Here is a 13,073-nt window from a genome sequence, read left to right as displayed (position 1 = left end):
GTTCCGGAGGATCAGGCGGGATGTTGCACCTGCAATGAAAATGGGTGCAATGCTCGGTGGAATGTTCGGCAATATTATTCATATGTTTTTCCCTGCAATAACAGCCACATCAGGCGCTTACGCTCTTGTCGGCATGGGTGCGTTAACGGCAGGCATTATGAGAGCGCCGTTGACCGTTATACTTATTCTTTTTGAAGTAACCGGTCAATATGAGATTGTGCTGCCAATCATGTNTGCCGCTGTTACCTCATCGCTGATTGCCCGGCTTGCCTATCGTCATAGCATGGAAAGCTACATTCTTGAAAAGGAGGGTGTAAGGGTAGGTTTTGGTATTGCTCTCTCTGTTGCAGAACATATCGGTATTGCTGAAGTCATGAAAACAGATTACGTGACGTTCAGCGATTCAGAGAGCGCTGCAAATATGATCGATGTTTTTTTTAATACACCGGAATCCAGCTTTTTGGTTACTGATAATCATGGTATGTTTTCCGGAATCATAAGCCTTGATGAGATGAGGGCTCTGCTCAGAGAGGATTTATTGGTCGGACTCATTGCTGAAGATATTGTCAAGAAGGATGTTCCTGTCCTTTATGAAACCTCAAAACTTGATGAGGCGCTGAAACTTTTTGAAATCTCTGATTATGATATGCTGCCGGTTCTTGATACAAACAACGGCAAACTGCTTGGAGTGGTCCGCCAGGAAGAGGCCTTCGCATTTTATCGCAAGCAGCTCAATCTTTACGGTTCTGACCAGTATGAAAGTCAGAGATCATGATTTCCCAATAAATTAATTCATCTGACTTTTTAAAAGATACTTTTTATGAAGCAATCAACAGGGTATTTACACTTGATCGTATTTGGGCTTACCGTTATTTTCTGTACGTCTACAGCTCTGCCCCTTCAAGCTGCTGAAAGTATAGAGGGCGTAAAAAGCGCAACACTTTTAGCCGTTCAGCCGTCAACCCTTCTGCCGCCGCTCTGGCTTGTCGCCCCGTTTGTAACGCTTTTGCTTATGATAGCGACAGGACCTCTCCTGTTCCATCGCTTCTGGGAGCGGAACTATCCGGTTGTTTCGACAGGCCTGGGTGTTCTTGTGGCGGCTTACTATGGTTTTCTGATGGAGAACGGTCTCGTTGTTCTGGAGCATACCCTTGAAGAGTACATCTCGTTTATAGCCCTGATCTCATCCCTCTTTGTTGTCTCCGGGGGAATATTGATCAGGATTGAGCGGAGAGGAACTCCTCTGATCAATGCATTGCTGCTTTTTACCGGAGCGGTAATTGCAAATCTTGTCGGAACAACCGGTGCATCCATGCTGCTCATACGTCCCTATATGCGCATCAATGATGGCCGATTGAAGGCTTTTCATATTGTGTTTTTCATTTTTATGGTCAGTAATATCGGCGGCGCGCTTACTCCAATCGGAGATCCGCCGCTTTTTCTCGGATTTTTAAAAGGTGTGCCGTTTTTCTGGGTTCTATCCAAAGTATTGTTACCGTGGGTCATTACGGTCTCAGCACTGCTCATCATTTTTATCATTCTTGATGCAAGGTGTGGAAATGGCAGTATCAAAGGAGTTGAAACAAAAGGTGGCGTGAGCATAACAGGAAGGCGAAATTTATTGTTACTCGCCGGTATTATCTGTGCGGTCTTTCTTGACCCGGCCGTGATCGCGGGGTTTCCCAGTCTTCAGGAGCTTTTTCATCTGCCGTTCGGCATCCGGGAAGTTATCATGTTTATGATTGCTCTTTTTGCCTATAAATTCTCGAATCAGAAGGCATTCAAGGGTAATGAGTTTAATTTTGAACCCATAAAGGAGGTTGCGTTTCTTTTTATAGGTATTTTTGCTACCATGATTCCTGCGCTGGCACTTATTGGTGATTTTGCAAAAACACATGCCAGTGAGCTCCAGGTATCCCGTTTCTACTGGATGACCGGAGCGCTTTCGGGCGTTCTTGATAATGCCCCGACCTACCTGAATTTCTTTGCCGGCGCTTTGGGGAAGTTCGGCCTTGATATCGGACTCTCCTCTGATGTTAAACTCTTTGCTAACGGTGTACCCTCTCCGGTTCCGGGAGATCTCCCTTCGGATATCTATCTCACGGCGATCTCTATCGCTTCGGTCTTTTTTGGCGCCATGACCTATATCGGCAATGCTCCGAACTTCATGGTTAAAAATATCGCTTCCCAGGCTGATGTCGAGGTTCCTGATTTTCTTGAGTACATCTACAAATACTCGCTGCCGATCCTTTTGCCGATCTTTATGTTGTTATGGGTTCTGTTTTACAATTATTGACGGTGACTTGGTCATTGTTTAACAATCAGATATCATGAAAAGCTTTCTCAATGCAATCAGCAACGGAGAACAGGGCTTTTTTACCAAAAACTCTGTTTATCTGCCATTTCACTGTGAGATTATCAGTATCTGGATAGGAAAGGAGATGTCACTGCTCGCATCTCCGGATATGATCGCCGATCTTACGGATTCTGAAGTATTAGCTCTCCGGGAGGGCGACTTTTATACGAATCTGGTGTTCAGGAAATGGAGTGATTTTGCCAAAGAGCTTGGTCATAATAAAGGGCATATCATTCTCAGGGCATCAGAAAAGGGAGCGGATATTTTCCGGGCTGAAAACCTTCACTACATCCGAATCGTTTTTCATGATCACAAAAAAGAGATCTCATTTGAAATTATTGATAACCCCCGTGATCTTTAGGGATTCTGCAAAGCAAAAAATGAGATATCCCGCATAGAGCATGATCAGAAAAACCCCCTGTGATTTTTTTATCCGTCCATCAGACAGGGGAAAGGTCAAGAGCAGTGCCGTTATCCCGATGAGCAAAGCAGTGCCGGTTTCACGCAAAGTAACTTGTATGGGATTAATCATCGCAGTCACCCCGACGATTAATAACCCATTAAAAATGTTGCTGCCAAGAATTGTTCCCAACCCAACCTCATCATGACCCCGATATTTTGCGATAAGTGATGAAGCAAGCTCAGGCATTGAGGTTCCCAAGGCAACAACTGTCGCCCCGATTAAAAACTTATCCATCCCGAAAGCAAGGGCTATAGCGGTTGCTCCTGAAACAATAAGTTTTCCGGAAGTGACAAGCAAGATAAGCCCGGCAACCGCTAAAAGTACGGAAGCCCATTTTTTATTTTTTTCTGGTATCTCTGCGTTTTTGCGGCGCTGTTTACGAGCTTCAGCAAATACAGCCAGAAACCAGAACAAAAAGATTGATACCATCAAAAATCCGTCTAATCGGGAAACGAGCCCGTCAAGCAGAAGAATTCCTGTTATAACGGGGACAAGTAAAGCGACAGTATAATCTCTCCGTATTGTATCTTGAGGAGCATCAATGCCTGATATAGCAAGTACAATCCCGAGGATAAACGCAATGTTGACGATATTACTGCCCAACGCATCACCCATGGCAATCTGGGGGCTACCAGCTATTCCTGCATTAACGGCAACAGAGAGCTCCGGAGTTGAGGTTGCGAAAGCGGCAACAGTTGCCCCGATTATGCCGGGGGCAATCCGAAATGAACTGGCAATACCGACAGCTCCCCGAACAAAAAGATCCCCACCAAGAGCGGCAAAGAGAATACCGAATAGTAAGTAAGCATACTCATTCATAAGCAGTTACACTGAAAATTGTGAATCGGCTCAGGTTGGCTCGCCGAACAGCATTTTATCCGGAACTGCGTAGCAGAAATAATCGTAAAATATACGGATATTTCATCGCCAGACGTATTATAGAACGCTGTTATCTGCCTATTCGATATTGATGGTCAGGACGATCCTGTGATCGAGAAGAAGGATTTCCGGGTAATAAAAAATCCGCAATGGGTTTCATTGCGGATTTTTTTATTGATGACCGGGTTCAGGAATATCAGAATCCGTTGCGCTGGAAAATGGTATCGACGCTGGTTTTCAGTTTACCGAGAATGTGATCCGCGCTGAAGAGTTCTGCTATCTCTTCAGGGGTGAAGTTTTTCATCAGCTCTTCATCCCCGAGAACTAGCTCTCGCAGGTGAACTTTGGTTGACCAGCTCTCCATGGCGTTGCGCTGAACCATCCTGTAGGCATCTTCACGGGTCAGTCCCTTGGCGGTAAGAGCCAGCAGGAGTGTCTGGGAGGTTGTCAGGCCGTAAGAGGAGTTGAAGTTCTCCTCCATTCTCTCCGGATAGACCAGCAGGGTAGTGAGTGCATCGCTGAAGGTGCGAAGCATGTAGCAGAGAGCGGTCGTAGAGTCCGGCATGATGATGCGCTCAACCGAGGAGTGGGAGATATCCCGCTCATGCCAGAGTGCAACATTCTCCATTGCGGCAATGGAGTTCGAGCGCACAACACGGGCCATACCGGTAAGGCGCTCAAAGGTGATCGGGTTACGCTTGTGCGGCATGGCCGAACTCCCTTTCTGCCCTTTGCTGAAAAACTCTTCCGCTTCACGAACTTCCGTGCGCTGAAGGTGACGCAGCTCAACAGAGAATTTTTCGATTGATGAAGCTATGATCGCCATGGTTGTGGCATACTCGGCATGGCGGTCACGCTGAAGGATCTGTGTCGAGATCGAAGAGGGCTCAAGACCGAGCTTCCGGCATACAGCCGCTTCAATGTCGGGCGAGAGGTGCTGATAGGTGCCGACAGCGCCCGATATCTTGCCGACGGAGATGGTTGCAACCGCTTTCTCCATCCGCTCAAGGTTGCGGAGCATCTCCTGGTGCCAGAGCAGCAGCTTCAGGCCGAAGGTGGTCGGTTCGGCATGGATGCCGTGGGTACGACCCATCTCAAGGGTGTATTTAAACTCCTGCGCCCGTTTTGCAAGGACTTCGACAAGACGCTTGATATCAGCGATAAGGATTTTACCGGCATCCCGCATCTGCATGGCGAGGCAGGTATCAACAACGTCAGAGGAGGTGAGCCCCTCATGAATATATCGGGAGTGAGGCCCGACATATCCGGCAACGTTGGTCAGAAAGGCAATGACATCGTGCTTGGTCTCTTTTTCGATCTCAAGGATCTCCTCAACGTTGAAGGTTGCCTTTTCGCGGATGACCGCAAGGGCCTCAACAGGTACAAGCCCGGCTTCCATCCGGGCCTCTACTGCGGCGATTTCAAGCTGCAGCCAGCGCTGAAATTTCGCCTCTTCAGTCCAGATTGCCGAGATCTCTTTTGGTGAATAACGTGGTATCAAGGTAGGATTCGTTTAGTGTGTTTGGAGTAATACATAACTGCTTGCCGTATCTGCCGGGAACTACGCTCTGTTTTTACCGGATGGCGATAACGCGAGCAATATAATGAGCTGAAGAGAGAAAAACCACACCCAGGCACAAGAGCTGTTATTTGCTTCCGGAAGCGTTATCGGTATCTGAAAGCTCCCTGAAAATCTCTTTTATGTAGGCAAGTGCTGCCTCTCGATCATAGGGAATAAGGCCGTCTATAACGGCATTTTCCATCTTTTTTTTGATCATGCCGACAACCCTCCCTTCTCCAAGACCGAGAGTCTCCATGATATCCTCTCCGCTGATGGGGGGACGCCATCGGGCAAGCAGATCCTTCTCACCGACTTCAGCAATTTTCTTCTCCACATTGTTGAAGTTGCTCATGATCTGAATAACCTTTCTCGGATTTTTGCTGGTCACATCAGCCCGGCAGAGATTCATGAGATCCTGCAGATCCTCACCGGCATCGAACATAAGCCGTCGTATGGCCGAGTCGCTTATCTCCTCTTTTGAGAGCGGAATAGGACGGTGGTGCAGGCGCACCATTTTCTGTACATAGTCAAGCGGATCAAGAGGCCAGCGCATCTGACGGAATATTTTCCCGACAATCCTGACGCCCACGGCATCATGACCGTGAAAGCTCCATCCGGCAGATTTGCAGAAACGTTTGGTTGCAGGCTTGGCAATATCGTGAAGCAGTGCCGCAACTCTGAGCCAGAGGTTATCACTGTGTGCTGCAAGATTGTCTATCACCTGGAAGGTGTGGAAGAGCGTATCCTTGTGACCCATTCCATCCACCTGCTCAATACCCGCCATAGCGGCAACATCAGGGAGTATTTCATGCAGCAGCCCTGTTTCGTAGAGAATGATCAGTCCGACCGATGGACGGGAAGCCTGCATGATTTTGAAAAATTCATGGCTGACCCGCTCGATTGACACAATCCGGATCCGCTCATGCATGCTCTTCATGGCGGCTAACACGTCAGGAAGAAGTTTGAAATCGAGCTGTGCGGCAAATCGGGCAGCCCGCATCATGCGCAACGGATCGTCGGAAAAGGTCTGCTCGGGATCGAGCGGGGTTTTCAGTATGCCCGACCTGAGATCATCGAGTCCGTTGAAATGATCGATAATATCGTTGCGCCCATCCCGGTTGAGCACCATCGCAAGAGCATTAATGGTGAAATCACGACGGGAGAGATCATCATCAAGTGTTCCGATAAGCGTTACCGGTTTTCGTGAATCCGGATTGTATGACTCTTTGCGTGCTCCGACCAGCTCAACCTTGAATGAGCCATGCTGCGGATCAGAGAGTTCGAGTTGAGCTGTACGAAACCGTTCGAACAGAACAAAATTCCGGCCATGGAGTTCACGTTGTACTGTTCCGGCAAAAGGAACCGGATCACCGATCACCATGATATCAATATCGCTGCATGGCCGCTGCATAAGGAGGTCCCGGACATACCCGCCGACAAGGTAGCAGTTCAGGCTGCTGCTGTCAGCGAGGTCGCCGATACGGTAAAGTATTTCGGGTAGTGTGAATTGAGCGCGTGTTGTCATTACTTGTCTGCTGTGCAAAAATGGTCTGTCATTCAAAGGAGGCTGCGTTGGCAGCAATCTCGGCGGTGATTTTGCCGGCAACCATGATCGCCCTTCTGCCATCGGATGAGCTTACGGCAATCGGGGTATTGTTCTTGATGGCATTGATGAAGTGTTCAAGTTCATCACGCAGTGCATTGATTTTTGGTATTTCAGGATGGATATAATCAAGTACCATCCCTTGCATTGCGTCCTGAATTTCACCGAACTGCTCAAGAATCTTCCTTGCTGCAAATGATTTAAGCGGATTTTTTGATGTGGCCTCTTCAGGTTTTACAAGCCGGAATACTTCAGACTTTCCGGTTGTCAGATCAAGTGAAGCATAACTTTTCGGGTTGGTACCGAAAAAACGGAGTTTTCGCATTCTGCTCCGGCTGAGCCGACTTGCCGTGACATTGGCCGTCGCTCCGTTGATAAAATCTATCCGGGCTGTGGCCATGTCGAGTTCATTGGAGAATACCCTGACTCCTGAGGCTGAAATGTGCCTGATATCCGAGGGGATAAGGGAGAGTACCAGATCAATGTCATGAATCATGAGGTCAAGCACAACGGAAACATCGGTAACACGCCGGGAGAATCCGCTCAGCCTTTCAGCCTGGATGTACATGGGACGTCCGATGTAGGACTCTACTGCACGCAGGGCGGGGTTGAACCGTTCAATGTGACCGACCTGTATTCGAACACCGTTCTCTTTTTCAAGCCGGATTAGCTCGTCCGCCTCTTCAACGGTCGTGGTTATCGGCTTTTCTATAAAAAGATGAAGACCCTGTTTGAGCAGTGCGGTGGCAATCGTGAAATGTGAGCTCGTCGTTGTCGCTATGACGGCGGCGTCACATTTTCCGGCAAGCTCCTCAAGAGAGCTGAAGCGGGGAACATGGTACCTTGCAGCCATTTCATCAGCGCGGTTCCGGTCGAGATCAAAGATACCGGCACACGTTACATCCGGCAGCTCACGGGCGATTTCAGTGAGCAGTTTTGTGTGAAACTCTCCCAGCTTGCCAACACCGATAACACCTATCTGCATCTGTTATGCTCCTCTCTGAATATGGTGGTCAAACAAGTTTTTCAGGAATTACAGGATTCGGCAGCAGAGGGTTCAAGCGCTTCGATTTTGTACTTGAACAGGTTGATTGCAATTACGGTACCCAGAAGAGTCAGAACTCCTGCAACAATATAGGGGGCATGAAAATTCATACCATAGAGAATACTGCCGCTGAACGGCCCCATGATACGGGCAAAAGAGTTTACCGACTGGGATAATCCCATAATCTGCCCCTGCTGCTCTTTATAGCTGTAGAGCGAAATCATGGAGAAATTAATCGGCGACACAAGAGAGGTGCCGATCGCAAAAAAGAAAAGGATAATGAGGCCAAGTGAAAAAAGTGAATCGCGGGGAGCGAACGGAACAAAAAAGACCCCGATAAAGGTAAAGAGGTGGCCCCACAAAAAGAGTTTGTGCTCTCCGAGTTTTTTAATCAGCTTGCCTATAAGACCGCCCTGGACAACTACCGACCAGATCCCTACGTAGGCAAAAATGTAGCCGATCTGCTCGTCAGTGGCCCTGAAATACTCCTTCCAGAGCAGAATAGAGGCAACCTGCATGTTTACAATGGCAAAGGTGTAGACATAGTTGGCTGTCATGAGCAGGGCAAGGGGACGGGATTGGAAAACCAGCTTTAGCCCTTCACCATACTCCCTGAATTTCTCTCCCATGAAAAGAGCAGGGGATTGACGGTTCACCGATTCACCATACTCATTTTTCGAGCGGCTGAAGCTCAGTTTTTTTGCATTGGCATTGGACTCCGGCAGCAGAAAGACAGCAAGAATGAAATCAAAAGCGATAAGAGCGGCAGCAACATACCCGACCATCTGAATGCCGTAGTTGTGCTTGAGAACACCTCCGATGAGCGGGCCTATGATAAACCCTATGCCGAAAGCAGCTCCGATCATCCCCATTGCTCCCGAGCGGCTTTTGCTGTCGGTCACGTCAGTTATGTAGGCCTGTGCCGCAGCTATGTTAGCCGATCCAATTCCGGAGAGACCTCTGGCAAATATGAGCAGGGCAATCGTGTCTGCCTGGGAAAAAACAAGATAGGAGAGCGCAGTGATAAATATACTGACGAGCATGACCGGCCGACGGCCGATTTTGTCACTCAGCTTGCCCCATAGAGGGGAGAAAATAAACTGCATGATAGAGAAAATCGCAGCAATAAGACCGATCATGAAAGGATTTGCTCCAAGATCCTTTGAGTAGGTCGGAAGGAGCGGCAGCACGATTCCGAACCCGATCAGATCGAGCATAACAGTGAGAAGTAAAATAACCAGTGGGGAGCGCTTCATGCATGCATGCTGTTTTGTTCCGCTAAAGCCACAAAGATAAAAAATTAACCGTGGTTTCTGGCAGTGAGACCTAAAAAATCAACGGGATGACGCTTCGTTCTGATTAATTATGGTATAAAGCTTCGTGATGCCCTCAACGACTCTCGGGCCGGGACGAAGAAATATATTATTGTCGAACCGTTCATAGACCCGCCGGTTTTTCACTGCTGCAATATGCTGCCACCCTGGACGATTCATGACTGCTCCGGCTGCGGATGAGCTTTTTGACATATACATGCAGGCAATCACATCCGGATTTTGCTCGATAACCCACTCCTGGGAGATCTCAAAATACTCCTTCTCGACGGCGTCGCCGATATTTCTTCCCCCGGCATAGGCAATGAGGGATGAGATATAACTCCCTTTGCCTCCCGTCCAGAGCGGATCATCCCAGATTTCAAGATAGAATGAGTTTTTATGCTTTGCGCTATCGGCCTTTTTCCGGAACCGGGCAAGTCCATCGGTGATGACCCTGGCAAGAGAGTCCGCCTCCTGAATATGACCGGTCAGTCTGCCCAGTTTCCGGAGGGCGAAAGGGATATCATCCGGGTTTTTGCAGGTAATGGTTGATCGTTGAATACCGAGAGCAGATATCTTTTTACCGGACTCCTCTTCGGCAAGATCAACATCAATAACCATATCAGGATGAATTGATGCAAGCAGTTCAAGGGAGGGGCGGCCGAATGCCCCTATAATCGGGACTTTTAATGCAGCCGGAGGCCAGTCGCAGGCACTGGTGCGACCAACAAGCTGATCACCGGCTCCAATGGCATAAATCATCTCCGTGACGCTCGGTGCAAGGCTTACAACTCTCGGCTTTACGTCCGGAAGAGCGGTTTGTGCTTGCTGTTTTTGACTGCAACCTGACCCAAGCGTGAGAAGCGTGAGCAAAAACAGGATAAAAATGGCGTTATGTCGAATAGTGAGCATAGCACGGATCTCTCTGTCAATCATTGAATAAAGCAAGGCTCCTGCATAAAAATTGATGTCGATCATCAAACGTGCAATTTACATAAAAATCAGATGGCAATGAGAGAAGAAAGGGAGGTGAACCGCTTTCGATGTGTGGGAAAACTGATCGGTCCGATGAGAAATTATCCTGCTTTTGGCAAACGCCGCCAATCCTGACTCACAAATAAAACACCCCGCATAAGCAATAATTGAACTTTTAATTGCTTACTATTATTGATATAGATGATAAGGGAATATGTCAATCTACTTTTTTCCCTTTTTTTATGACGTTGCTCTGACAAATAAAGCTATACTCTACAAGCAGGATATGCATGCAAGCAATGGAAGATTTCTTTTGATAGCTATTCATACCTCAAAAAAATACCCATTGTTATCAGCTTTTTGTTTTAATAACCTGTACCTCTCTCTGAAAAACTAAATAGTAAAAAAATGAAACCATTTAATCCGCTCCTGAGAGCCCTCTTTATTCCGGGAATGCTCTTTCTCGGTGCCTGCTGCTGTGAGAAGGATGTTGTTGTTGCTCCTGAACCACCGCCACCTCCTCCGGCACCTGTTGCCGTTGTAATACCAGGGCTTGGTGATGTCTTTTATGACTTTGACAAGTCTGCACTCCGCTCGGATGCTGTCTCCCAGCTCAATACCAATGCTGACTGGATGAAGGCAAACAGAGCCAAAAGCGTTGTTGTTGAAGGCCATTGCGACGAGAGAGGCACCAATGAGTATAATCTGGCTCTTGGTGAAAGACGGGCAAATGCGGCCAAGGATTACATTGTCAATCTTGGAGTAGATGCATCCCGCCTCAAGACGGTCAGTTTCGGTGAGGAGAAGCCATTTGCTGCAGGCAGCACGGAAGAGGCATGGGCTCAGAACAGAAGAGCACACTTTGTTTCTGAATAACCATTTACCTGACCTTTTTGCCTGATTGGTGGGCAGAGAGATTTGTTCTTGTGTGTGTGTGTGTTGTTCTTTCTTCGTCAGGTTGGCATGCAAGGTTGCATTGATTAAACAGATGCACCCTTGCATTGCCTTTTTTTATTCCTGGTTGACCGTGTTTCGGGCATTGTTTTTCCCCGGAACACCTTTTCCTGCCCTAAAAACAGAGCCCCGGAATCATTTCGGGTGATTGAACACGAAATATTATTTAAAAAAGGCCGTCCCCTTTCATTGCATTTTTTCTGCAATTCAGGCGATACCTTGATTGATTCACTGGATTTGTTTTGAAATATTTTTTGTAAACTGATAAACTAAATTCAGTTATTATTAAGTTTTGCCTTCGAAATACAGAGGAACACCTCGATCCGGCGTAATAATATTGTGATTTGGGCGGATTTACCTGAATAAAATTGTTCAGATGCAGGCAGATGTAAGCACGTAAGCAGGGTGCCAGGGTTGACGGAAACAGGAGTTCCCGTGGTTTACATTGAAAGCCTGAATAAACCGGAAAAGAAGTTTATGAAAAAGGAAAACACCCATTCGGCCCATTTATTGGAATTGCGAAAGCAGGCCGAAGCACTGCTGAACAAAGGTGCCAGGAAATATCCTGATTTTTCTCACTCACACGAGGAGATGCAGCGGGTAGTCCATGAACTTGCTGTTCACCAGATTGAACTTGATATGCAGCGGGATGAGCTTCTGCAAACGAGGGCTGATCTGGAAGAGAGTCTGGATTGCTATACCGAACTTTTTGACTTTGCACCGCTTGCCTACCTTACGCTCTCTCTGAACGGCAAAATTCGTCAGGTCAATCTGACAGGCACTAAGCTTCTTGGCGTAGACCGCTCCAAACTGATCGGAGAACGGTTCGCGCGTTTTGTTACACCCGACGATCTGCCTGTTTTTAATAATTTCCTGACCTTGGTATTCAGTCAACACAAGAGTTGTTCCTGTGAAGTAAGGCTCGGCAGTGATGCCGGCAATGTTGTCATTTCCCGGAACTCTTTTGCTTCGCCTGAAGAAGCTGTTGTGCCGGATAACCGCATTATCCGTATCGATGCAGTCCAGAGTCAAGACGGCAGGGAGTGCCGGGCGGTAGTCTCGGATATCAGCATGGAAAAGCTGATAGAACGGGAGAACAGTGAATTAAAGAAAGCAACGAGCCATCATAGCACCGGCAACGGCACGACTCCCGACTTTAACCACCATCTGATTGATAAAGTGATTCATGCAAGAATCAGATTTGCAGCCCTATCCTATCTCTTCTCCGTTGATCAGGCCTGTTTTGTAGAGATAAAAAAGAAGGTCCACACTACTGACGGTAATTTAAGTGTTCACATGCGGATGCTTGAATCCGCCGGGTATATAAGCTGCGACAAGGATCTTCAGGCTCGCAAGCCTCAAACCATCTACCAGATCACACCGAAGGGTCATGATGCCTTTGTCCGGTACAAGGAGAGTATAACTGCTCTCTACGGTATCTGATCCCGTTTCCACCCCCACAGGGAAGCCCCGACCCTTTCATTATCTCTATACCTCGGTGGAACACTCTCCATAAGGTCAGCAAGATACCTGCACGTTTTATTCTTACCCCCAATCATTGCGCAGAGCGTATCGAGCCATCATTTTGCCCGTGTGACGGGATCCCCGACAACAGAGTCCGTTGACGCTATACAGTGTGTATCTGCATAAAAAGTAACACTCTAGAGCATATAATGTTTTATTTCCTTTTTTATGGAATTTATTTCTATCTGTGCTTGTTTTATTTATATCGCTTTAATTAGCAAAGTACCTATGAAAAGCAAACATTATAGTGTATAATGAATCACAGGATAGAGCAATACAATCATCTTCATCCTTTCCTGTACAGGAGCTGTTTCTTCAACAGCCGTAGTGTGTAAAAGGCAGTCATTTCGATGCAATTGCTTTTTACAGTACTTAGTATTTAATACTCATTCGTATAGCT

10 protein-coding genes and 1 pseudogene are annotated in these 13,073 nt (G+C 47.4%); 5 read left to right on the top strand and 6 right to left on the bottom strand.

Going from position 1 to position 13,073, the window contains the following annotated elements; translation table 11 throughout:
• The 3 genes and pseudogenes from CFERDRAFT_RS11115 to CFERDRAFT_RS11105 all read left to right on the top strand — a co-directional run.
• A pseudogene (locus CFERDRAFT_RS11115) lies at positions 1-775 on the top strand (chloride channel protein); the annotation flags it as partial.
• Positions 776-820: 45 nt separating this feature from the next.
• Entirely contained in the window at positions 821-2,296 is a 1,476-nt protein-coding gene (locus tag CFERDRAFT_RS11110) for a sodium:proton antiporter (protein ID WP_006367334.1), read from the top strand.
• A 34-nt stretch (positions 2,297-2,330) separates the two neighbouring features.
• Positions 2,331-2,717, top strand: a complete 387-nt coding sequence (locus CFERDRAFT_RS11105) for a hypothetical protein (RefSeq protein ID WP_006367332.1) — start codon at positions 2,331-2,333, stop codon at positions 2,715-2,717.
• Here the strand turns inward: CFERDRAFT_RS11105 and CFERDRAFT_RS11100 are convergent.
• The 6 genes from CFERDRAFT_RS11100 to CFERDRAFT_RS11075 all read right to left on the bottom strand — a co-directional run bounded on the left by CFERDRAFT_RS11100 (position 2,682) and on the right by CFERDRAFT_RS11075 (position 10,132).
• Positions 2,682-3,638, bottom strand: a complete 957-nt coding sequence (locus tag CFERDRAFT_RS11100) for a sodium:calcium antiporter (protein WP_006367333.1) — start codon at positions 3,636-3,638, stop codon at positions 2,682-2,684. The genes CFERDRAFT_RS11105 and CFERDRAFT_RS11100 overlap by 36 nt on opposite strands.
• 256 nt (positions 3,639-3,894) lie before the next feature.
• On the bottom strand, positions 3,895-5,199 hold the full coding sequence (gene purB / locus CFERDRAFT_RS11095; RefSeq protein ID WP_006367331.1) for an adenylosuccinate lyase: 1,305 nt from the start codon (positions 5,197-5,199) through the stop codon (positions 3,895-3,897).
• 145 nt (positions 5,200-5,344) lie between these two features.
• Positions 5,345-6,784 (bottom strand): CCA tRNA nucleotidyltransferase, encoded by a 1,440-nt coding sequence (locus CFERDRAFT_RS11090; protein ID WP_040433813.1) that lies wholly within the window; start codon positions 6,782-6,784, stop codon positions 5,345-5,347.
• 28 nt (positions 6,785-6,812) lie between these two features.
• On the bottom strand, positions 6,813-7,847 hold the full coding sequence (locus CFERDRAFT_RS11085; protein WP_006367329.1) for a Gfo/Idh/MocA family oxidoreductase: 1,035 nt from the start codon (positions 7,845-7,847) through the stop codon (positions 6,813-6,815).
• Positions 7,848-7,888: 41 nt separating this feature from the next.
• A complete protein-coding gene (locus CFERDRAFT_RS11080; RefSeq protein ID WP_006367328.1) occupies positions 7,889-9,163 on the bottom strand; it encodes an MFS transporter in 1,275 nt (424 codons plus the stop codon).
• A 78-nt stretch (positions 9,164-9,241) separates the two neighbouring features.
• Positions 9,242-10,132: a cobalamin-binding protein gene (locus tag CFERDRAFT_RS11075; RefSeq protein ID WP_040433817.1), complete on the bottom strand. Its 891-nt coding sequence runs from the start codon at positions 10,130-10,132 to the stop codon at positions 9,242-9,244.
• A gap of 471 nt (positions 10,133-10,603) precedes the next feature.
• On the opposite strand from CFERDRAFT_RS11075, the gene pal reads away from it, so the two are divergent.
• Positions 10,604-11,071 carry a peptidoglycan-associated lipoprotein Pal gene (gene pal / locus CFERDRAFT_RS11065; protein ID WP_006367326.1) on the top strand — a complete coding sequence of 156 codons (468 nt, stop codon included), beginning with the start codon at positions 10,604-10,606 and terminating at the stop codon, positions 11,069-11,071.
• A gap of 555 nt (positions 11,072-11,626) precedes the next feature.
• Complete coding sequence (locus CFERDRAFT_RS11055) at positions 11,627-12,592, top strand: transcriptional regulator (protein WP_040433815.1); 966 nt, start codon at positions 11,627-11,629, stop codon at positions 12,590-12,592.
• Positions 12,593-13,073 lie beyond the last annotated feature (481 nt).

The sequence above is a fragment of the Chlorobium ferrooxidans DSM 13031 genome (assembly GCF_000168715.1).
In the GTDB taxonomy this organism is placed as follows: Bacteria; Bacteroidota; Chlorobiia; order Chlorobiales; family Chlorobiaceae; genus Chlorobium; species Chlorobium ferrooxidans.
Note: the sequence above shows the minus strand (reverse complement) of the source record. Positions and strands in the feature narration are given on the sequence as shown.